General features: G+C 51.0%; 20 protein-coding genes. 15 read left to right on the forward strand and 5 right to left on the reverse strand.

Annotated features, from left to right (window positions below):
• Position 1: 1 nt before the first annotated feature.
• Complete coding sequence (locus ACLD72_RS27510; RefSeq protein ID WP_411003101.1) at positions 2 to 295, reverse strand: hypothetical protein; 294 nt, start codon at positions 293 to 295, stop codon at positions 2 to 4.
• A 422-nt stretch (positions 296 to 717) separates the two neighbouring features.
• Here ACLD72_RS27510 and ACLD72_RS27515 point away from each other — a divergent pair, with 422 nt between their 5' ends.
• From ACLD72_RS27515 to ACLD72_RS27535, 5 genes are all read left to right on the forward strand, one after another.
• Positions 718 to 1,617: a carbohydrate ABC transporter permease gene (locus ACLD72_RS27515; protein ID WP_411003102.1), complete on the forward strand. Its 900-nt coding sequence runs from the start codon at positions 718 to 720 to the stop codon at positions 1,615 to 1,617.
• A complete protein-coding gene (locus ACLD72_RS27520; protein WP_411003103.1) occupies positions 1,617 to 1,829 on the forward strand; it encodes a hypothetical protein in 213 nt (70 codons plus the stop codon). The genes ACLD72_RS27515 and ACLD72_RS27520 overlap by 1 nt, the downstream gene beginning before the upstream one ends.
• Before the next feature lie 340 nt (positions 1,830 to 2,169).
• Positions 2,170 to 3,570: an ABC transporter substrate-binding protein gene (locus tag ACLD72_RS27525; RefSeq protein ID WP_458476263.1), complete on the forward strand. Its 1,401-nt coding sequence runs from the start codon at positions 2,170 to 2,172 to the stop codon at positions 3,568 to 3,570.
• A 14-nt stretch (positions 3,571 to 3,584) separates the two neighbouring features.
• Positions 3,585 to 4,973: an MBL fold metallo-hydrolase gene (locus tag ACLD72_RS27530; RefSeq protein ID WP_411003105.1), complete on the forward strand. Its 1,389-nt coding sequence runs from the start codon at positions 3,585 to 3,587 to the stop codon at positions 4,971 to 4,973.
• A gap of 132 nt (positions 4,974 to 5,105) precedes the next feature.
• Positions 5,106 to 5,189 (forward strand): putative holin-like toxin, encoded by an 84-nt coding sequence (locus tag ACLD72_RS27535; protein WP_221928479.1) that lies wholly within the window; start codon positions 5,106 to 5,108, stop codon positions 5,187 to 5,189.
• Between the two features lie 235 nt (positions 5,190 to 5,424).
• Here the strand turns inward: ACLD72_RS27535 and fucO are convergent, their stop codons facing one another.
• The 3 genes from fucO to ACLD72_RS27550 form a co-directional block, all read right to left on the reverse strand.
• The gene (fucO, locus tag ACLD72_RS27540) at positions 5,425 to 6,576 is read right to left on the reverse strand and encodes a lactaldehyde reductase (protein WP_411003106.1); all 1,152 of its coding nucleotides are present in this window, start codon (positions 6,574 to 6,576) and stop codon (positions 5,425 to 5,427) included.
• Positions 6,577 to 6,746: 170 nt separating this feature from the next.
• Positions 6,747 to 7,010 (reverse strand): hypothetical protein, encoded by a 264-nt coding sequence (locus ACLD72_RS27545; protein WP_411003107.1) that lies wholly within the window; start codon positions 7,008 to 7,010, stop codon positions 6,747 to 6,749.
• A 142-nt stretch (positions 7,011 to 7,152) separates the two neighbouring features.
• Positions 7,153 to 7,443: a DUF6809 family protein gene (locus ACLD72_RS27550; RefSeq protein ID WP_411003108.1), complete on the reverse strand. Its 291-nt coding sequence runs from the start codon at positions 7,441 to 7,443 to the stop codon at positions 7,153 to 7,155.
• A gap of 502 nt (positions 7,444 to 7,945) precedes the next feature.
• On the opposite strand from ACLD72_RS27550, the gene ACLD72_RS27555 reads away from it, so the two are divergent.
• From ACLD72_RS27555 to galU, 10 genes are all read left to right on the forward strand, one after another.
• Positions 7,946 to 8,257: an ArsR/SmtB family transcription factor gene (locus tag ACLD72_RS27555; RefSeq protein WP_458476264.1), complete on the forward strand. Its 312-nt coding sequence runs from the start codon at positions 7,946 to 7,948 to the stop codon at positions 8,255 to 8,257.
• A 13-nt stretch (positions 8,258 to 8,270) separates the two neighbouring features.
• A complete protein-coding gene (locus ACLD72_RS27560) occupies positions 8,271 to 8,792 on the forward strand; it encodes an SRPBCC family protein (RefSeq protein WP_411003109.1) in 522 nt (173 codons plus the stop codon).
• Positions 8,793 to 9,584: 792 nt separating this feature from the next.
• Positions 9,585 to 9,779, forward strand: coding sequence for a hypothetical protein (locus ACLD72_RS27565; RefSeq protein ID WP_036619421.1), 195 nt, complete (start codon positions 9,585 to 9,587; stop codon positions 9,777 to 9,779).
• A 337-nt stretch (positions 9,780 to 10,116) separates the two neighbouring features.
• Positions 10,117 to 11,250: an ROK family transcriptional regulator gene (locus tag ACLD72_RS27570; protein WP_411003110.1), complete on the forward strand. Its 1,134-nt coding sequence runs from the start codon at positions 10,117 to 10,119 to the stop codon at positions 11,248 to 11,250.
• Between the two features lie 101 nt (positions 11,251 to 11,351).
• On the forward strand, positions 11,352 to 12,635 hold the full coding sequence (locus ACLD72_RS27575) for an extracellular solute-binding protein (RefSeq protein WP_155620303.1): 1,284 nt from the start codon (positions 11,352 to 11,354) through the stop codon (positions 12,633 to 12,635).
• Positions 12,636 to 12,702: 67 nt separating this feature from the next.
• On the forward strand, positions 12,703 to 13,587 hold the full coding sequence (locus ACLD72_RS27580) for a carbohydrate ABC transporter permease (protein WP_196427512.1): 885 nt from the start codon (positions 12,703 to 12,705) through the stop codon (positions 13,585 to 13,587).
• A gap of 3 nt (positions 13,588 to 13,590) precedes the next feature.
• Positions 13,591 to 14,442: a carbohydrate ABC transporter permease gene (locus ACLD72_RS27585; RefSeq protein WP_124333373.1), complete on the forward strand. Its 852-nt coding sequence runs from the start codon at positions 13,591 to 13,593 to the stop codon at positions 14,440 to 14,442.
• Between the two features lie 5 nt (positions 14,443 to 14,447).
• Positions 14,448 to 15,440, forward strand: a complete 993-nt coding sequence (locus tag ACLD72_RS27590; protein WP_411003111.1) for an SIS domain-containing protein — start codon at positions 14,448 to 14,450, stop codon at positions 15,438 to 15,440.
• A gap of 5 nt (positions 15,441 to 15,445) precedes the next feature.
• Positions 15,446 to 16,372 (forward strand): carbohydrate kinase family protein, encoded by a 927-nt coding sequence (locus ACLD72_RS27595; protein WP_411003112.1) that lies wholly within the window; start codon positions 15,446 to 15,448, stop codon positions 16,370 to 16,372.
• Between the two features lie 265 nt (positions 16,373 to 16,637).
• Entirely contained in the window at positions 16,638 to 17,534 is an 897-nt protein-coding gene (galU, locus tag ACLD72_RS27600) for a UTP--glucose-1-phosphate uridylyltransferase GalU (RefSeq protein WP_411003113.1), read from the forward strand.
• A gap of 21 nt (positions 17,535 to 17,555) precedes the next feature.
• Here the strand turns inward: galU and ACLD72_RS27605 are convergent, their stop codons facing one another.
• Complete coding sequence (locus tag ACLD72_RS27605; protein WP_411003114.1) at positions 17,556 to 20,012, reverse strand: O-antigen ligase family protein; 2,457 nt, start codon at positions 20,010 to 20,012, stop codon at positions 17,556 to 17,558.
• Positions 20,013 to 20,049: the final 37 nt, after the last annotated feature.

Below are 20,049 nucleotides of genomic sequence, written 5' to 3' on the forward strand. Positions count from 1 at the left end.
TCTACAGCAGTTCTAGCTGCTTAGACTCCCTTTTTGTATGCACAAGATTTTTCGCCACTGCAGAGATTATCGCATCGCAGAAAATAACGGAACAAAAAGGCGTTATTTTCGCTAGCTCCCCGGCAACTTGCAGGATAGAGGTATTTTTTGGCGTTATTTTGCGGGGAAGGCTGTAAAAACGGCAAATATCCGGGCGCCGGGAGAAGTAAGGCCATAATTTACCGCTATTTTCCCGGTGAAGGAAGAAAGCGCCCCAATAACGCCTAAAAAGTCCTTTATTTGCGTGCCACGCCATCGCTCAACCTGGTACGGTTACCACCTCTAGCCGAAAACTACACTCGGAAGCCGCAACCGGAGGCACCGCCTGGAAGTTCGGCTAGGTGGCCGGCGCCCTCGACTAGAAGCCTGCCCCTCCCAGAAGCGCTGCCCGGAAGCAGCACACGGAAGCCCGCAGCCGAAGGGGGCTCCTGAAGACGCGGCTAGCGTCCCCGGTTACCTCCGCCGGAGAAGCCCGTGCCTCCCGGAAGCGCCTGCCTGAATCGCACCTCTAAGAATTTGACCCTTGGAACCAGCTTTATTGGCTTCAAGGCAAATTCCGTGTAGGTGTTTTTTGGTATTGAACAAATTTAACAATGGATTGACGCCTGGGATCGCTTATGATGAAATGCTGGTCCATTGAAGGAACCGGCGATTCTATGGAGGGAGGGCTGTGATGCGATGAATTGGCGGCCGACTATACAAAGCACGTTAAAAGCACTGTTGTACTTGCTGCCCGCTTTTGCGGTTATCGGGGTATTTACGGTATATCCGCTGTTCAAGTCGCTGGAGCTCAGCTTTTTTACGGAATACGACTATTTTAAGGATATCGTTTACGCCACAGGATGGGGCAATTATGCTGCAGTGCTGCATGATCCCGATTTTTGGCTGGCCATGCGCAACACGCTGCTGTTTGTTGTCGGTGGCGTGCCCGTATCGGTGGCGCTGTCCCTGCTGATCGCGCTGATGCTGAATGCCAACATCCGGTTTCGCGGCTTGTTCCGGACTGTCTATTTTTTGCCGTATGTTACTTCGCTGGTGGCCGTTGCCGTCGTTTGGCAGTGGATTTACCACCGGGATTACGGCATTCTCAACTACTTTCTTGGCTGGCTGGGTATCGAGCCTGTTTCGTGGCTGAACACGCCGCAGCTATCGATCCCGGCGCTTGTGCTGATGTCCATCTGGAAAAGCCTCGGCTACAACATCATCATCTTTCTGGCGGGGCTGCAAACGATCGACAAGCAATACGAGCAGGCCGCCAGCGTCGACGGGGCGAATTACGGGCGCAGGCTGTGGCATATCGTTCTGCCGCTGCTTTCACCGACTACTTTTTTTGTCACCGTTGTCTCGGCGATTTCATCGTTTAAGGTGTTTGACGAGGTGTACGCCCTGTTCGGAGGCGGAGGCGGGAAGGCGGGGCCGTCCGACAGCGCGCTGACGATCGTGTTTTACGTATTTCGCAAGTTTTACGCCGAATGGGATTTCGGCGCGGCTGCCGCGGCTTCCTATTTGATGTTTATCGTCATAGCTCTCATTACGGCTCTGAAATTTTATATCGGCAAAAAGAAGGTGCATTACTGATGGCTCCAAAAATGCATTTTCTCCAACAAGAGGCGATCCGTGCGGCCGGGCGCGCCTTGATCTACGCGGTGTTGATCGTGGGCGGCCTGACGATGATTTTGCCCTTTTACTGGATGCTCACGACGTCCCTCAAAACGCCGGATGAAGTGGTGATGATGCCGCCGCAATGGATTCCGGTGAGTTGGAAATGGGACAATTACCGGATTGCCTGAGAGGCGGCTCCTTTTGGCCGTTATTTGCTTAACAGCAGGTTTTCAGCACCGAGAAGGTTGGATGAAGCTAGGGACTGAGTAGCGGAGCGTAGGGAGATCCTACGTGAGCAACTGAAATGTTTCCGCAGGAAACATGCTTCGAAAGTATAGGCTTGGCCCGGCTGAATTCAAGATTCGATGTCGAGTCTACATCTTGGCCTGCTTTGTGATCAAAAGATGACTTTTTGAACTACCTCTTAAAGGTGGTGATGGTCGGGAGTAGTTCGCAATGAGATTGCCAGGTGACGATGTCGGAACAAACGCTGTTAATTGTTCAAAAAAAGAAAGCGAGGGGAAACGCATGTTGCGAAAAAAGGGAATTGTAGTCCTCATGCTGCTTTGTTTGATCATGCTGGCCGTTACGGCCTGCGGCGGGGGAGCCGGACAGGTGAACTCGGGCAATGCCGGGAAAAATCAGACCGCAGGTGCAACTAATGCCGGAGCCGGCGGGAATGCGGCAGGCGGGGCGGAGGAGAGCACTGCAGCCGGTCCCGGTTCCATTACGCTCGACCAGCCGGTAACGATCGAGTTCTGGCATGCGATGTCCTGGCATCTGGAAGAGGTGCTGCAGCAGTTGGCGGACGAATTCCACAACCAGAACCCGAATATTACGGTTAAGCTGGTGGCCCAAGGCAGTTATGACGATCTGTCGCAGAAACTGATGGCCGCAGCGAAAGCGAAAACTTCGCCCACGATGTCACAGGGTTATTCCAATTGGCAGACCGAATACGTGGCGAACGATCTGATTGAAGACCTGACGCCATATATCAATGATGCCAAAGTAGGCCTGAGCGCCGAGGACCAGGCCGATATCGTCAAAGCTTTTATGGACGACAACGCCTGGGACGGGAAAACGTACGGCCTGCCTTTTAACAAAAGTACGGAAGTGCTGTACTACAATCAGGACTATTTGGACAAATTCGGGCTGGATGTTCCGGCAACCTGGGATGAGCTGAAAACGGCGGCGGCCAAGCTGACGTCCAACATCAACGGTAAAAAAGTCGTCGGCATCGGTCTTGAAAACTCGGTATCCGGCAATTTGGCCACTTATGTAAAACAGGCGGGCGGCGAGTACGTGACCGAGGACGGCAAAGTCGCGTTCAATTCGCCGGAAGGCGAAAAAGCGCTCGGTTTTCTGTACGACTTGATCGTTACGACCAAAACGGGGCGTTTGGCCGGAGAAGACGGTTATATGTCCGATCCTTTTGGGCGCGGGGATGTAGCGATGTATATCGGTTCTTCCGCCGGTACCTCTTTTGTCGACAGCGCGGTGAGCGGCAAATTCAAATGGTCTACCGCAACGTTGCCGAAGGATAAGGCGGCCGCTTCCCCGTTTCAAGGCACGAACGTGATTGTTTTCCAAAACGCCACACCGGAGCAGAAACTCGCAGCCTGGGAGTTCGGGAAATTTCTGATTTCCAAGGAAGCGATGATCCAGTGGGCCAAGGAAACCGGATACGTGCCGGTGCGAGGTTCGGCTCTGGAAGACAGCGAGTGGACGGCATTCATCGTGGAGCATCCTGAGCAAAAAGCGGCATCGCAGCAATTTGACTCCGCCTTTGGCGAACCGCATCTGGACGGCTACAACAAATTGCGTACCGATGTATCGAAGCAAATCGACGAGGCGCTGCACGGACAGAAATCGGTACAAGAAGGGCTGGCGAGCGCCGAGCAAGCCGCATTGAACAGTTTGAAGCCGTAACGGAGGTGTTTGTCATGGGAGAATCGAACACGCTCATCCGTTTTTGGTCCGGTTTGCGGACGATTGGCGAAACGATCGTCACGGTGGAGCACGGGCAAAGCCGCATCGTTTTCGATTTCGGCCGCTGCTTCAGTCCGGCGGGAAATAAGTTGGAGCACGGCATTGCCGAGTTGACCGACCCGGTGTCTGACTTTTTGCGGTTGGGGCTGTTGCCCCCGCTGGACGGGCTGTACGGCGAAAAGTCGCTGCTCGCAGCAGGGAGCGGTCTTCGCCCGGCAGGCCAAAGCGCTCTGCGACCCGCGGGTCAAAGCCTTTTGCAGCAGGCGGTTTTCATCTCCCATCTTCATCTGGATCACATGGCACTGATGGGAATGATCGATCCGTCGGTGCCGGTCCTGATGTCTGAGGAGAGCCTGCGGCTGTATGAAGCGCTGGAGGCGATCGGTGAAGGCGTGCCGCTCGCTTCCGGCCGTATGTTTGACTCTTTTGCCTATGATCAGCCGGTTGTTTGCGGCGAGATCAGCGTCACACCGCTGCGGGTGGATCATGATGTGGCCGGCGCCTGCGCTTTTCTGGTGGAGACGCCAGACGTCCGGCTGCTGTATACGGGTGATTTCCGTTTGCACGGCAATCATCCCGAGTGGACACTTGGGATGGCGGAGGTAGCTAAGCGCCGGCAAGTCCACGCGCTGATCATCGAGGGCACAACGCTTGGCCTGACGCAAGGTGGGGAGGCTGACGGCGATCCTGCCAGCGGCGGGGGACAGGATGCGGAAGGCAGTGTGGCGGAACGCGCCGCGGCGGCGATGCGGGAAACGTCCGGTCTGGCGGTTATCAACATGTATCATCGGCATATCGAGCGGGTGGAGGCTTTGTGCGAAGCGGCGATCGCGGTCGGACGGACGCCGGTGTTGGAGCCTGACACGGCCTTCCTGCTGCGTTCACTCAGCGGACGTGAGGGCCTGGCGGTGCTTTTGGAAACTCCGCTCGAAGGCTGTGTTCCGGTTTCGCTCGCCGACATCAACGCGGCTCCGGAGCGCTTTGCGCTGCAGAACAGCTTCGCCCGGTCGTTAGAGTTGCTGCGGTTGCGGACGGAAGCTGGCGTGTATATCCACTCTAACGGAGCACCGCTCGGCGCCTACGATCCCGATTACGCCGCACTGCGGGACCTGCTGCGGCGGATCGGCCTGAATTATCGCTATATTGGCGCTTCCGGCCACGCGACTCCCAAGCATTTACGGCTCATCGGCGATCGGATCGGCGCCGATTGGTTTATTCCGCTGCACAGCCTGCATCCGGAACAAATGGAGCTATCGTCAGGAATTCGCCTGCTTCCCGAATACGGGAAAACCTACTGTTTTGAAAATGGAAAGCTTATCGGGCAAAAAGGACAAGAAGGATGACGGAGAAGTGTCACGCGGTTGTCATGATCTTAAATTCCATACTTTTACAAGAGTGATATAATACGAAGTAAGCAATAGAATAGGCTTGCAAGGGCGGTTGGGCTACCTCTCTATAGAAGGGAGGGATGCCAGGTGGAAGTTTATCAAGCATTGACGCTAATGATCTCATTTGCGACTTTAATTGTCCTGATACTTTCCTTCCATAAACGCAAATAGACCGCCCCCTGCCAAGGAATCGGTCTATTTGTGCCGCTATTCCAATACAGCCTGCCGCCCTTAAAAGCGGCTATTGCCCGGGGCCGTGCCCTGCAAGCACGGCTCCTTAATAAGTACTTTCATTGTATCACAACTAATCTGAAATTTACACGTTCGTGAAAATTTTTAAGGGGAGCCTGCAGCCGTTCAATGGCTGTGAGCTCCCCTTGCTTACTAACCTGTGAGAATTAGCAACCTAAAAAATCGCCCGATACAACTCCTCGATCTCGGCCACCGTTGTCTCCCGCGGATTACCGCCTGTGCATACGTCCTCGTATGCCGAACGCGCCAGGGTGGGGATATCTTCCTCCCGCACACCGACTTCACGGAGACGGGATGGGATGCCGACGTCCTCCGATAGCTGGCGAACCGCGGCAACTGCGGCGTTGCGCGCTTCCTGGATGCTCATTTGTTCGATTCCCGGCACGCCCATCGCTTTGGCGATGTCGCGGTATTTCTCCCCGGTGTAATCGGCGTTGTATGCCATAATGGACGGCAGCAAAATAGCATTAGCCACTCCATGAGGCGTATCGTAAAAAGCTCCCAACGGATGAGCCATACCGTGCACCAACCCCAGGCCCACATTAGAAAAGCCCATGCCGGCGATATACTGCCCCAGTGCCATTCCTTCGCGGCCTTGCGGATCATTGTTCACGGCGCCGCGCAGGGACCGGGCGATGATTTCCACCGCTTTTAGATGCAGCGCATCGGTCAATTCCCAGGCTGCTTTGGTAATGTATCCTTCGATCGCATGGGTTAGAGCGTCCATGCCGGTGGCGGCGGTGAGTCCTTTGGGCATGGAGCTCATCATATCCGGGTCAACGATGGCGACAACGGGAATGTCATGAGGATCAACGCAGACAAATTTCCGTTTGTTTTGCGTATCCGTGATTACATAATTAATTGTAACCTCCGCCGCTGTCCCGGCCGTTGTCGGAACGGCGATGATCGGTACCGATTTATGGGCCGTCGCCACTGCTCCCTCCAAACTGCGAACGTCGGCGTATTCCGGATTGTTGCTGATGATGCCGATCGCTTTGGCCGTATCCATCGGCGATCCGCCGCCGATCGCGATGATATAATCCGCCCCGGCTGCCTTAAAGGCGGTCAATCCTTTTTGCACGACTTCAATGGTAGGATTCGCTACCGTTTCATCGAAAACGGAATAGGGCAACTGGTGGAGGTCAAGCAGTTCGGTAATTTTGGACACGACATTATGCTTCACAAGCTCCTTGTCGGTTACGATCAATGCCTTAACAAAACGGCGCTGCTTCACTTCATTGACGATATCGGCAATCGCCCCGGCCCCGAAATACGAGGTTTCGTTCAAAATCATACGTTGGCTCATGGCCAAACCCTCCTTTTTTGTGAAACTGTTCACTTGAATAAGTGCATAGGACTTTCAAGTCTTGCACTATCTGACTCCATCATAAATACGATTTGTTGGAAAATCAACATAAAACAACATTAATTTGTGGTTTTTGTTTGAATTTTTTGGGCATAAAAAAATCCGCTCCATTAAGAGCGGACTTTGAAACCAGTAATGCGTTCAAATTCCTCATCAGCATCTATTCTTCGTTTATCATATGCCTCTTGGCCAATGGATTGAATTATTTTTTGCAGGGCTCTCCGCATTAAAATCGAAGATTGTTCTCTTTGAGCACGAGTAGGAGGAATAATGATGACCCCATTTACAGGTGAAATTGCCCGCTTAGTCTTATGGGATTTGATTACCGAGGATTGGCTGACTCTAAGGACTTTACGAAGCTTTACCTTTGTCATAAGAGATCATCTCCTTTACTTATATGTGTCCTGATACTTTCCTTTCATAAGCACAAATAGACCGCCCACGCCAAGGAATCGGTCTATTTGTGCCGCTATTCCATGAAGCTTACCGCCCCTAAAATCGGCTATTGCTTACTTTCTATATTGAGCGGACAAGCTCCTCTTTTCCGACCAGCACTTCCGCCAGGATGGCCGCTCCCAGCTTGAAGCCGTGCGTGAATGCCGCCTCATTATGCATGGCACTGGCCTCCGCATGAAGATCCAGCAAAGCTTCCAATTCGCGGAATTCCTCTTCGCCCAGTTTCTTGCGCCAGTTCTCCATCGCCGCGGAGATTTGTCCGCATAATGGACGATATTTCGGGTTCCTGGGCACGATCATTTCATCCGGCAAAATATTTCCGGCATAAAGCTCTTCCAAAATGCTTGGCATGTTTATCCTCCCTTTCGGTATAAGAGGCCGCCTCCTTGAAAGGAAAGTTTGCACATGGTAGGATATTTATGCAACTTTCCTTTCTTGGGGGTTGCCTTGGGGGAAGTGGCGTCGTTCTTTGAGGGATGCGCCGCTTCCTATTATTTTTCTTCGGACAAAAGCAGTTTCAGTCCCAGACGGATCGCGTCGGTTCTGGTGATATTATGTTTCTTACAATAATCAGTCACGGCTCTGTACGTTTCTTCATCGAACCGCGCCTTAATAATGTAATTCTTGGGGTTGTCCGCTTTTGGCCGACCTGTTCGTGGACTCAGCTTGTACACCTCCTTTCTGTGTCACACAAATAAAACATATATTATGTGACACGTAAAATCAATATAAAAATTCCAACTTTTGACGTGAGAATACTCTTCTCAACAGAAAATTCTTCTTTTCGCCATACATGAACTTGTAGTTATATAACCAATTGGTTATGATAATACTATCGAAAGGGGAGATAAGTATGCCGGATACCTTTGCCGTCATTGCCGAGCCTTCCCGCCGGCGGATTTTGGACCTGCTGCTTCAGTCGGAATCCAACGTAACGGATCTGGCCCAGGCGTTGGGGCTGTCGCAGCCCTTGGTGTCCAAGCATTTGCGGACGCTGCGCCAAAGCGGCCTGGTCAAGGTCCGGGTCAAGTCCCAGCAGCATATCTATTCGCTGGAAGCCGAGCCGCTGGCGGAGATCGACGAATGGCTGAAGGCCTATCGCAAGAAGTGGAATCGGCATGTTGATGCCTTGGAGAATTTTTTGGACCAGCAGAAAAAAGATTAGGAGGAAACGGAACATGAGATCGCCGATTGTGAATCCAAAGCTTATGCAAGACCAGGAGGACTGGGTGCTTGTGCTGGAACGGGGATTGAACCATCCGCCTGAAAAAGTTTGGGACGCGCTGACCCGGGCCGATCAAGTCCCCAAATGGGGGCCGTTTTCAGCAGACAAGGATCTGACCGAAGTGGGGGCCGTACGGCTGAAGCATATCAACACGCCTGAGGCAGAAGAGATGGAGGGATATGTTTTAGAGGTTAACGCTCCCCATCTGCTTGTGTTTCGATGGGGTGCAGACATCCTACGCTGGGAGCTGGCTACCCTTGACCAAGACAAGACGACCCTGGTGTTGCGGCATCGGTTTGCGGATCGCAAACAAGCGCCTTCTTACGCGGCGGGCTGGCATCTTTGCCTGGATGGCTTGACCGGAACGCTGGCCGGCGAACAAATGCCCTCGATGGTGGGGGAAGAAGCGCTCAAATACGGTTGGCAGGAATTGTACGAGGTCTATGAGGAAAAGCTGGGGATCCGCACGAAATGAACGCCATAACCCAATCGAAAACCTGCTGATTAAAGCATAACCCGCTTAACTGACTCGAAAATAAACAATGCAAAGTGGCTCAAAACCGAGATCAATGCTTGACAAATAAATTATGACTTTGGCTCTGAGGCGGCTGGGCTGTTTATAGCGTTTCGTGTCTTGGTATCCCTGCATGCTACTTTGCACGATTATCCCTCTTGTTCAGGGGGGAGGGGAGGGGATAATCACGGGCCTTTCTTTTTTCCCGGTGTCGTGCCCCATTCCTCCCGTTAGGTCTGCATCACTTCTCCATAAACCTCCTTCTTACAAACCTGTCTAATGATCTCGAACATGTATGATTCTCCCAAACCTATTTTCTTCTCCTGAATTTATCTTCCTCTCTGTTTCCGGATCAAACGGGATAATCATGCAAAGCGTCCGGACAGCGGATATTGATCTGCCGATATTTCTTGCCACGATCGGTTACCAGCCTTCCCTGTCAAGCGCTGATTATTAAGTTGAGCTTGTAAAGTCATTGAATCAGTCTTGGACAAGGGCGTCCCATTAAAGGGGCGTTCGTTTTTTTACGTAAAAATTCAGAATTCTCCCCGTGCAGACAGTCGTTTTTCTAGGAAAGACAAGTTTTGGAAGTTTTGTGAACTGGGGCGCTGAAGACCCTGATAACCAATGTTTATCGGTGCTAAAAAAATCGTTGATTTGCTATAATGAAGGCATAAATCAAAGCATCGCTCACAACGTCGGAAGGCCATGATTTTCAAAGTAAAGCTCATCAATTTAGGAGGGTGACTTAAGATGGTTGAAGGATTCCTTGAGATGCAAATCGCCGTACACCAAATTCAAGGACGGCTGGAAATCGACGGAGAGTCGGAATACCGCAAAATCGAATTCGGCACCGAACGTTTCCTGCATACTCCCGAACCCGGCCATCGGCTCTACAGCGAAGAAGAACTTCGGCAACATCCGCGGCGCAAATGGTGGTTCCACTAAGAAGTGAAGCTGCCAAAGAAGAAGTTTTGTACCTGAACTTGTTATCCCGATTCCGCTTGATCGGACGTTTGTCCGGTGAAGCGGTTTTTTGTTATCGAAGAGGGATGAGGGACGAACGTTTTCACAATGTCATGTAAGTTTATATATACATATTGTGTTACTTTTATCTATTTTTCTGTTCTTTTTCATATCATTTCGAACAAGATTGTCAGTTTTCATAACATATTTTCAAAATGACATCGCTTACACTATTGACAGTAAATTTCGACATGTTATAATTACTTTAAATTTTAGTTTGTTTGTTCTCCGACGAAACTGAATGAAAGGAGGGGAGAGGTTGTATAATCGAACCGGAAGTTTGGATCTGATCAAGAAGATCAACCGGAACTTGGTTCTGGAAATGATCCGCAGCGAGAAGAAAATCAGCAGAGCTTTAATAGCCAAGAAATTGGGTTTAAGCCGATCTACGGTCACCTCCATCGTCAATGAGCTGATCAAGAAAAAGTTTGTCGTGGAGACGGGGTTGGGCGACTCTACCAAGGATGGGGGCCGCAGGGGAATCGAACTGGGCTTTAATCCTAAATCGGGATACGGCATCGGCGTCGATATCGGGCGGACTCGAACCCTGATCGTACTGACCGACCTTGACGGTGAGATCGAGCATAAGGAAGAATGCAAAACAACGGCTACCGTAGAAGAGACTTTGGATCTGGTTCAATCGTTTATTCAAAAATCCGGGATTGAAAAGGATCGTATCCTCGGCATGGGGATCGGGCTTCCGGGGATTGTGGACAGCAGGGAAGGGATTCTCCTCGACGTGCCCGCTTTGAACTGGGGCAATATCAACCTGGTTGAGAAGGCGAAAACCTATTTTCCGTTTCCGGTATATGTCAACAACGATGTCAATTTTGCCGCATTAGGCGAAAGATGGCTGGGCAGTGAGGGGTTAACGGACAATATGTTCTTCATAGCCATTGGAAGCGGGGTGGGCGGAGCTATTATCGCCAACGGCGAATTAATCGAAGGCCATCGTTACTCGGCGGGGGAAATCAACTGTTTTATCGATCGGGAGGACCTGGCCCAAAACAGACGGAACCGTCCCGGACAGACGGGAGCGTTCGAGCAGCAAATTTCGGCATTCGCTCTGGAGAAAAGCGGGGTATCTCCCGAAGAACTTTTTGTGCGCTACACCCGGGGAGAACCTAAGGCGGCTCGCGTTATTAACGAATTTGTGCAATATTTGTCCATCACCATCGCGAATATCGCAAGCTTGCTGAATCCGCAGAGAGTGATTATCGGCGGGGGCGTATCCGGCTCCATGTCCGCCGTGATTGAGGATATCCGCCAGCAGGTGTCCGAGCTCACACCGATCCGCACGGAGATTAAGCTGGCCCGCCTGGGCAGGGATGCGGGCGGATTGGGAGCAGTCGCTTACGTATTCCAGCAGCTGCAGGATGCGGAGGATCTATAAAAAGTTCAAGTTCAGTCAGCAAGAGGCTCTGAGTAAAGAGCCGCACCGCTTTCAATTTGTTTGTACTTCGAACAAACTAACATAACAATGGGGGTTATTTCATGAAAAAGTCATTACTCGGTATCATGTCCCTTGTGCTAATTCCGTCCCTGCTCGCCGGGTGTTCCGGCGGAAAACCGGCAAGCGGCGCCAATGACGGCGGTGTTCAAACGATCCGCGTTTTGTCGAGCGATGACTTTGCGGGCTTCCGGGAAAAAGCGGTGGAGGAGTTCAATGCGAAAAACCCGGACATCAAGGTCGTTCTGGATCATGTAGCGTACGATCAGTTGCACGATAAGGAGTTGGCCTCCTTTAATGCCAGCGGTGACGCGGCTTACGACATTGTGGACGTCGATGAAATCTGGACCTCCGAGTATGCCAACGCCGGATTCATTCTTCCGGTGACCGGCCGCTACACCGACGAGATGAAGCAAGGCATCCTGCCGGCGAGCTTGCAAATCGCCAGCCTGGGCGAAGAGATCTATGGCGTACCGATGTTTAACGATGTCGTGTTCTTTTACTATAACGAAGAACTGTTAAAGAAGGCCGGTTTCGATCATCCGCCGGTGACTTGGGACGAGTTCGCCTCGATGTCGAAAGCTCTGCAGGAGAAAGGAATAACCCCCGGTCCGGCCAGCGCATGGGGATGGAGCGCCAATGAAGGCCTCGTTGCTTACTTTGCCGAATTCCTCGGCTCCTTCGGAGGAAAGTTCATGGATGAAGCGGGTAAGCCGGCGTTCAATGACGAGAAGGGAGTTCAGGCGCTCACGTTCATGGCCGATTCCATGAAAAACGGAGTGATCGACAAGGCGTCGATCAACTACAACGACCGTCAAGTGCTGGATGCTTTTAAAAACGGGAAAACGGCGTTTGTTGCCGGATGGTCCTTTTACTGGGGCGAATTGAACGGCAGCGATTCTAAAGTCAAAGGCAAGGTGAAGGTGGGGATGGTTCCGGCGGCCGAGGGAGCCCCGCATACGGCGGCTACCGGGTCGATGTACCTGGCGATTACTCCGCAATCGGAACATGAAGACGCCGCTTGGAAGTTTATCGAATACCTGGGCAGCAAGGAAGTCCAAAAACAGCAATCGCTTGCAGCCGGCTCTCTGCCGATTTGGAAAGAGCTCTACAGCGACGCCGATCTCAATCAGAACTTTACGGCATTGAAGGATATGGAGAAACAGCTGGAGCAGGTGATTTCCCGCCCGTCGCTGGATTCCTACAATGAGTTCTCCAAAAATATGCAGATTGTTCTCCAGGCGGTATTAACCGGTCAAAAGGATGCGAAGACCGCGCTTGATGAGCTGGCGGCATCGACGGAACAGCTTGCGGCCAACGGCAATTAAACGGGTCCCGCTCCGGCGGGACTTTCCATCAAACCTGCGGAGTCTCATATGGATGTGGAGGTATCTAATGATCAAAAAACTTCGGCCTTTCGGATATTTGCTGCCCAGTTTTCTCGTTATTCTCGGCGTGACCCTGCTTCCTTTGATCTACGCGATCTTTATCAGCTTCATTAACTTGACCAAAAATGTGCACAAACTGGACAATCCGAAACTTTGGGATTACGTAGGTTTTGAAAATTTCGCCAAAGTGCTGTCCGACTCTTCCTTTTGGCAGGCCGTCGGCCGAACGATGTATTTTACGGTGACCTCGGTAGGTTTGGAGTTCATTCTCGGCATGGCGTTTGCCTTGATTCTGAATGAGAAATTCGCAGGAAGAGGTTTTGTGAGGGGGTTCATGCTGATTCCTTGGGCGTTCCCCACGATTGTAAATGCGGTCCTATGGAAATGGCTTTACGACCCGGATCATGGAACGGTCACCGTGTTGCTGGCCGCCCTTGGCATTACAGACGGTTACTTTAATATTTTGGGCTCCTCTTTTTCGGCTATGAATGCCATCGTCATCGCCGATGTGTGGAAAAATACGGCTTTCGTGACTCTGATTTTATTGGCGGCGATGCAGTCCCTCCCGATAGAGGCCTATGAAGCAGGGAAAATCGATGGGGCCTCGGCGTTCCGGAGATTTTTCAGCATCACGCTTCCGTTGTTAAGTCCGGCCATATTGGTCGCGCTGATCATGCGGACGATGGAAGCATTCAAAGTATTCGACATTATTTATATCATGACCGGGGGCGGCCCGGCCGGGGGAACGCAAGTGCTGTCCTTCCTGACCTATCAGTCCTCCATGATGTTCGGCAAATTCAGTTACGGCTCGTCCATAGCGTTTGTGATGTCGATCTTTATTCTGATATTCGCCTTTATCTACATCAAAATTCTATACAAAAAAGCGGAGTGACCTATGGAGAGAACAAGAGCTCAGAAGTTTTGGATATATGTCGGCGTGTGTCTTATCATGCTGTTTACGGCGCTGCCTCTGCTCCTGCTGGTGATCGCCACCTTCTCCTCCAGCGGGGATTTGAACGCGAAAACCCTTCACTTGTGGCCTGCGGAATGGACTTTTGACAATTACTCGAGAGTGTTCTCCGGTGAAGCGAGCGACGGCAGCCTGCCCCCCTTTTTAACGGCGATGAAAAATAGCGTGGTCGTCGCGCTCAGCTCCACCCTGCTGACGCTGTTCATCGGGATGTTTGCGGCGTATGCCTGCGCCAGGTTCCGTTTCCGCGGCAGGGACGCCTTGCTGGTCTCGATTCTTGGCTTCCGGATGGTGCCGGAAGTGGTGCTGCTGATCCCTCTGTACGTGATCTTTGCCCGAATGGGGATGATCAACCATAAGCCGGCGCTTATCGTGATCTATATGGCCTTCAACCTGCCGTACGTCATTTGGATGATGCAGACGTATTTCCGCTCGATCCCGAGGTCTATGGAAGAATCGGCGCAAATCGACGGCGTATCGCCGCTCGGCATTTTGTTCAAGTTTTTGCTGCCGCTGTCGCTTCCGGGCTTGGTGGCCACCGGAATATTCGTGCTGCTGATCGCCTGGGACGAGTTTATGTTCGCCAGCATATTCACTTCGACTTATGACGCCAAGACCATTACGGTGGCGATCTCCGAGTTTTCGAAACGCGGCATGATCGACTTCGGCATGCAGATTACCGGCGGATTACTGGCATCGCTGCCGCCGATTGCTTTGGCTTTGTTCTTACAAAAATACATCATCAGCGGCCTGTCGGAAGGCTCTGAGAAGGGATGAGAATTATGAGTCAATTTTTCAACGAGGTTAAACAACAACCGGAGGCGATCCGGGAGACGATGCGAAACAATATTTCCGTCAGCGCGGCCGGCGACAAGCCGCTGTTGTTGACGGGGATGGGCAGCTCCCTAGCCGCTTCCGAACTGCTTGTCTCTTATTTGAACCTGCACGGCATTCAAGCATCGGCTATCGATAATTCCGAACTTTTATACTATTATCCCGATTCTTTCCTGGACAAGCATCAGCTTTACATCGTTTCGCAGAGCGGGGAGAGCTTCGAGGCCAAGGAGCTGGCCAAACGCTGCCGCTCGGCCTCGGCCATCACCAACTCTCCGGACGGTTCTTTGGCCGGTTTGGCCCGGGAGGTTCTGCTCACGCATGCGGGAAAAGAAATAGCTATCGCTTCCTCGAAATCTTTTACGACGACGGCGGCTTTGATGCTGCTATTGGGCTCTAAAATGACGGGGAACGATCTGACGGATTCGCTTTATCGGGCGGCTGACGTCATTGAGGAGCATTTGAATAGAGAAGAGGAGTACCGGAAGCGGATCGTCGATTTCATTAGCCCGGAGAAACCGCTCGTTCTGCTGGGCCGGGGGCCTTCGGTTTACACGGCGCGGCAGGGTTCCTTGACGCTGAAGGAAACGGCGCGGATTTTTGCCGAGGCCGCTTCGGCTCCGCAATTCCGGCATGGCCCTTTTGAATTGATTAAAGAGAATTTGCAAGCCATCTTCTTTAATCCTAAAGGAGCAACTTACGAAACTAATAAAAAGTATGTTCTGGAAATGGCCGAACTGGGGGCAAAAGTGCTTTATGTCTCCGATGAAGAGCTTGGACATGAACGCGTCATGTCGTTCGCAATTCCATCCGTTCACGAATACGTGAGCCCCATTCCTTACTCGCTGGTCATCCAGTTAGCCGCCATCGAACTCTCGGCGAAACGGGGGTTGGTCGCTGGGGAAGCTGAAATCATCACGAAAGTTACAGGGAAGGAATAACCTCGATGATTAATTTGGTAGGTGTGATCACCGCAGATCTGATCCTCGCCCAAGTGAAAGAGCGGCCGGACTTTGGCGAAGAACATATGGTCGACACGATGATTTTGCGGCCCGGCGGCCTGGCCAACACGATTTTCCCGCTGGCCAAGCTCGGCGTCAAACAACGGGTCATCTCCCTTTTGGGCCAAGACGATTACGGAAGCAAAATTTACGACGAGATAGCGCCATTGATAGAAAATGAGCTTGTGCGGACCGAAAAGGGGACGGTGCTGTCCGTATCCATCGTCAAAGAGGGCGGGGATCGCTACTTTGTTACTTATAAAGGGAACGCCTACGATTTAACCGCGGCTTTGGTTGAACGGGAGCAAGACTTCGACTTTGCGCGTGCGACGCTGTTGTACGGTTATTTTCTGGCACCGGGATTTGGTCCCGATGCGGCGTTGACCTGTTTGAAACGGGCTAAAGCCGCCGGTCAAATCACCTTCTTCGATGCCAACTCGGCCATCGATGGCTGGAGTTTAAAGAGCAGGCGGGAGATTATCTCCTTCCTGCCGTACATCGATTATTTTATGCCCAACGATGAAGAAATTTTGCATCTAACCGGGGCGAGCGAGGTGGATCAAGCCGCGAAGCACTTGATTTCTTTAGGCGCCAATACCATCATTGTCAAGCGGGGAAGCCGGGGGGCAAGCGCTTATACTCGCTCGGGAGCCGTGCATCATGCCGGATTTCCTGTAAAGGCTTACGACACGACGGGGGCTGGGGATAGCTTCAACGCCGGCTTCATTTACAGCGTGCTGGAGGAGAAACCGCTCGAAGAAGCATTGCGATACGGGAATATGCTTGCCAGTATTGTCGTCTCCAAAAAAGAAGACCGGTACCCCACGCCCGATGAAATTGAGAGAAACATTATGGAAAAGGCGGGCAGGTAACCGGTTGAAATAACCGAATTTCACAAATAAGGGTTTATTCTAGGGTTTATTCCGCAGGACCGAAGCCTCGGAATAAACCTTTTTCTTCAGGGGAGTAGCTAGATTTGAGAATTTTTAGTGTGGGGATTCAGAACCTAAATCAGAGACAATGGACAAAATGGGCGGATCTGGAGCATGTCTCTAGGTCCGTGTATCTATGTTTGTACGATGTATGTGGTATAATGTCAACATCTGCAATTTATTTTCCAATTAGGGAGAAATTTTAATGAAAATTCGTAAAGCCATTATTCCCGCGGCCGGATTAGGGACGCGCTTTTTGCCGGCGACCAAGGCCATGCCCAAGGAAATGCTGCCGATCGTCGACAAGCCTACGATCCAATATATCGTAGAGGAAGCGGTCGCTTCCGGGATTGAAGACATTATTATCGTGACAGGGAAGGGTAAGCGTGCGATCGAAGATCACTTTGATACATCATTTGAGCTAGAATACAATCTAAATGAAAAAGGAAAATTTCGGCTTCTTGAAGAGGTACGTAAATCCTCGGAGATGGCAGACGTTCACTACATTCGGCAAAAGGAACCTAAAGGCCTGGGACACGCGATCTGGTGTGCGCGGAAATTTATCGGCGATGAACCGTTTGCTGTATTGCTGGGCGACGATATCGTCGAGTCGGAAGTGCCTTGCCTGAAACAAATGATCAACGTTTTTGAGGAGCATAAAGCTTCGGTTGTTGGTGTGCAGCCTGTAGACTGGAATGAAGTGTCCCGGTACGGGATAGTGAATCCTACGGCGATTCAGGATCGCGTATATTTGGCCAATCAACTTGTAGAAAAGCCGGAAACCGGCAAAGCACCATCCAATCTGGCGATTATGGGCCGCTATATTTTGACTCCGGCAATCTTTGGTATCCTTGAAGAACAGCGGGTAGGAGTGAACGGAGAAATCCAGCTGACTGATGCGATCTCGCGGCTTGGCGATACCGAACGGATCTTGGCCTATAACTTCGAAGGAACCCGGCATGACGTTGGGGAGAAGATGGGCTTCATTCAAACCACCATCCATTATGCTCTGGAAAACCCCGAACTTCGGGGCGAACTGCTTCGCTATATGACGGAAATCGTCAATCAGAATTCAAATCAAAAAACGGCCTCTCCTGAGTGAGAGACCGTTTTTCTTTATGCTTTAAAAGTTTTGCTGAGTTATTTTGTCAATTTCCTCTTTTTCGTTCGGATCCATTTGCAGCAAGCGATCATATACCGCCTGGTCGGTGGTTCCGTTCTTCTGCAAGGCAGCCAAATACCAGCGGATGATCTCACGGTTCGTACCATCATTCAAGTCATCCTTGATGCCAACTTTAAAAATCTCCGCAGCTTTTGCCGGATCGTTCAGCATATATTGCATTTTACCTGCGTTTAGCACCATTGGTTGCGTGATTTCAAACGGATTTCCTTGCAATTGACCTTTCGGCAGAGTTTTCAAATGTTCAACCCCGGCAACCACATGCTGATATGCGGCAAGTCCTGTTTTGAAGTAGTCATCTTTTTTGGCAGTATCCTGTTGATCAAGCGCTTGGTAACCTAGCTCATAAGACTGCACAATCAACTGTTCGTACCAATCCATGTCATAGGCGTAACGATTGGCATTGTCTCGAAGGACAGCATATGCTTTATCGTTTTCACTATTGGATTGATACAGCGCCATGAGCTGCTTGTACATATTTTTGTCGAACGGTTCTTTTTTCAGCGTATTTGTTAGTAAATTAAGCTCTTCGTTGTAAAAAGACTCATCTTTCGTCTGGCTGTACCCGGCTTGAAGAAGGCTGGCCATGTACAATACTGCATCGGGATGATCTTCACGTTTGCTGAGAGCCTTATCCAGCGGTGTTTTAATTTCCTGGAAATCATTACTTGTGGTGAACAAGTTCTTAGCTTTAACAACGTCTTGGCTCGCCCCAATATAACGGATCGATACAAAGATCAGCACGATCGAGGCGAGCACCATAACCGTGCTATACAAGCCTCGCATTGTGCCTGGCTTCAACTTGAGTTTGGCTACCGGGCGGTTGTCCATCACAGCCGCCATGCCGCCCAGTCCCAGGAAAACAAGCATGCTGATAAAAACAAAACTCATATTGAAATCCATCAAGCTGTGAATCAGAATCGAAAAAACAAGAATGAAATAAGCGAAATAAGAGTCACGTTCCTGTTCACCGGCTTTGATGTAGCCGCGAATATATTTATAGAAAATAAAGATCAGAAATGCCACAAAAATAATGAATCCTAAAAGGCCGGTCTCGACCAGATACTGCATCACAAAGCTGTGCGCTTGACGGCTGGAGTACGGGTTGTTTTGATACTTCTCAAAAATCGAAGCCCATGCGCCGCCGCCAGCACCGATGATTGGATAATCTTTAAGAACTTTTACGGCGTCTTTATAGAATGTCATCCGTTCAAGGAAACTGTGCTGCTGCAGGTTAAGGTTTTCCAAACGATCCCCGATGTTGCCCGGCAAAATATGCTTGAGGTTCGTGCCCAGGAACAGCCAAGCCAGGATACCGACCACGACGACGGAAACGACCGGCAGCCACAGGCTGGACAGCTTTTTCTCGGCCCATTTGCTAAGGCCGCTTTCCAAACGAGGAGCTGCATAACGCTGGATCAGCCATGCGATCACGGCCAGCCCCAGTGAGGCGCCAAGCACATAAAACCAGCCTTTGGCCGGATCATTGATTTGCCCCAGGTGGAATTGCTGCCCGAGGTTCGTTACCGGTTTAGCGATCACCAGCGTGGCAACACCGGCCATCACGCAATAAACAATCCACAGGATTTGTTTGGCCGGCTTCAGGAATAACAACAGTACGACGAAGACGACAGGCAAGAACACCAAGCCGCCGCGCGATAACGTCAGCAAAATCGAAAGGACCATCGGTACCAGCATAAATGCGTGGATCGCTTGGCCATACCATTTTTTAGAACGGGTGATGCCGAACACGGCGATGAAGAAAAAGGCCATCAGAAACGCGGCATACGTATTAGGATATTGGAAAACAGATGCGAGACGCGGACCATTTGCGTCAACCCAAACTGCCTGTACGTAATATCCATTAACGACAATTCCCGAGAACCAACTGACAATGGCCGACACGGTTCTTCCCTGACCGAGCCAATTAAACAGACCGAACATTACAATGATGTAAGCAACCGTAATCACGGTCGTTTCGATCACTCGGTTGGCCTCACGGTTTTGCAGCAAATAAAGTCCGATAACGAACATAAACGCATAAAGCGATTGAATCAGCACCATATTGGAAGCAAAGTACTGGCTTGCCGCCGAAATTAGTGCGATAATGTAGGTTATGGGAATTAAGAGCACCAACAGGGCTGTCCAGTCCCGTTGGTCTTCCAGCTTGATGCTTTTGAAAAAAGCCGCGGCCCACACCAGCAGCAGCACGCTGCCGACAAGAACCGACCAATAGATCGGCTGCTCAAAATTTAGTACAAGACCGTTAAACACACCGGCCTGGAACGGAGCCCAGACCAAAAAGGCAATCAGACCGATTATCAACGCCCATAACGCCGCAGGTAACTTTTCCCGATTTCTCGACTCTGCGGCCTTTTTCCCGTATACTGGATTCGACACGTATTTATCTCCTTTGCTAATAGATACGGGTATTATT

This window comes from Paenibacillus lacisediminis (assembly GCF_046567315.2).

Excerpts from the sequence above, each read along its gene's own strand:
- ACLD72_RS27590 (WP_411003111.1), top strand. The coding sequence starts at position 14,448 with ATGAGTCAATTTTTCAACGAGGTTAAACAACAACCGGAGGCGATCCGG.
- galU (WP_411003113.1), top strand. The coding sequence starts at position 16,638 with ATGAAAATTCGTAAAGCCATTATTCCCGCGGCCGGATTAGGGACGCGC.
- ACLD72_RS27545 (WP_411003107.1), bottom strand. The coding sequence starts at position 7,010 with ATGACAAAGGTAAAGCTTCGTAAAGTCCTTAGAGTCAGCCAATCCTCG.
- ACLD72_RS27555 (WP_458476264.1), top strand. The coding sequence starts at position 7,946 with ATGCCGGATACCTTTGCCGTCATTGCCGAGCCTTCCCGCCGGCGGATT.
- ACLD72_RS27520 (WP_411003103.1), top strand. The coding sequence starts at position 1,617 with ATGGCTCCAAAAATGCATTTTCTCCAACAAGAGGCGATCCGTGCGGCC.
- ACLD72_RS27560 (WP_411003109.1), top strand. The coding sequence starts at position 8,271 with ATGAGATCGCCGATTGTGAATCCAAAGCTTATGCAAGACCAGGAGGAC.
- ACLD72_RS27525 (WP_458476263.1), top strand. The coding sequence starts at position 2,170 with ATGTTGCGAAAAAAGGGAATTGTAGTCCTCATGCTGCTTTGTTTGATC.
- ACLD72_RS27565 (WP_036619421.1), top strand. The coding sequence starts at position 9,585 with ATGGTTGAAGGATTCCTTGAGATGCAAATCGCCGTACACCAAATTCAA.
- ACLD72_RS27575 (WP_155620303.1), top strand. The coding sequence starts at position 11,352 with ATGAAAAAGTCATTACTCGGTATCATGTCCCTTGTGCTAATTCCGTCC.
- fucO (WP_411003106.1), bottom strand. The coding sequence starts at position 6,576 with ATGAGCCAACGTATGATTTTGAACGAAACCTCGTATTTCGGGGCCGGG.
- ACLD72_RS27595 (WP_411003112.1), top strand. The coding sequence starts at position 15,446 with ATGATTAATTTGGTAGGTGTGATCACCGCAGATCTGATCCTCGCCCAA.
- ACLD72_RS27550 (WP_411003108.1), bottom strand. The coding sequence starts at position 7,443 with ATGCCAAGCATTTTGGAAGAGCTTTATGCCGGAAATATTTTGCCGGAT.
- ACLD72_RS27515 (WP_411003102.1), top strand. The coding sequence starts at position 718 with ATGAATTGGCGGCCGACTATACAAAGCACGTTAAAAGCACTGTTGTAC.
- ACLD72_RS27510 (WP_411003101.1), bottom strand. The coding sequence starts at position 295 with ATGGCGTGGCACGCAAATAAAGGACTTTTTAGGCGTTATTGGGGCGCT.
- ACLD72_RS27580 (WP_196427512.1), top strand. The coding sequence starts at position 12,703 with ATGATCAAAAAACTTCGGCCTTTCGGATATTTGCTGCCCAGTTTTCTC.
- ACLD72_RS27530 (WP_411003105.1), top strand. The coding sequence starts at position 3,585 with ATGGGAGAATCGAACACGCTCATCCGTTTTTGGTCCGGTTTGCGGACG.
- ACLD72_RS27585 (WP_124333373.1), top strand. The coding sequence starts at position 13,591 with ATGGAGAGAACAAGAGCTCAGAAGTTTTGGATATATGTCGGCGTGTGT.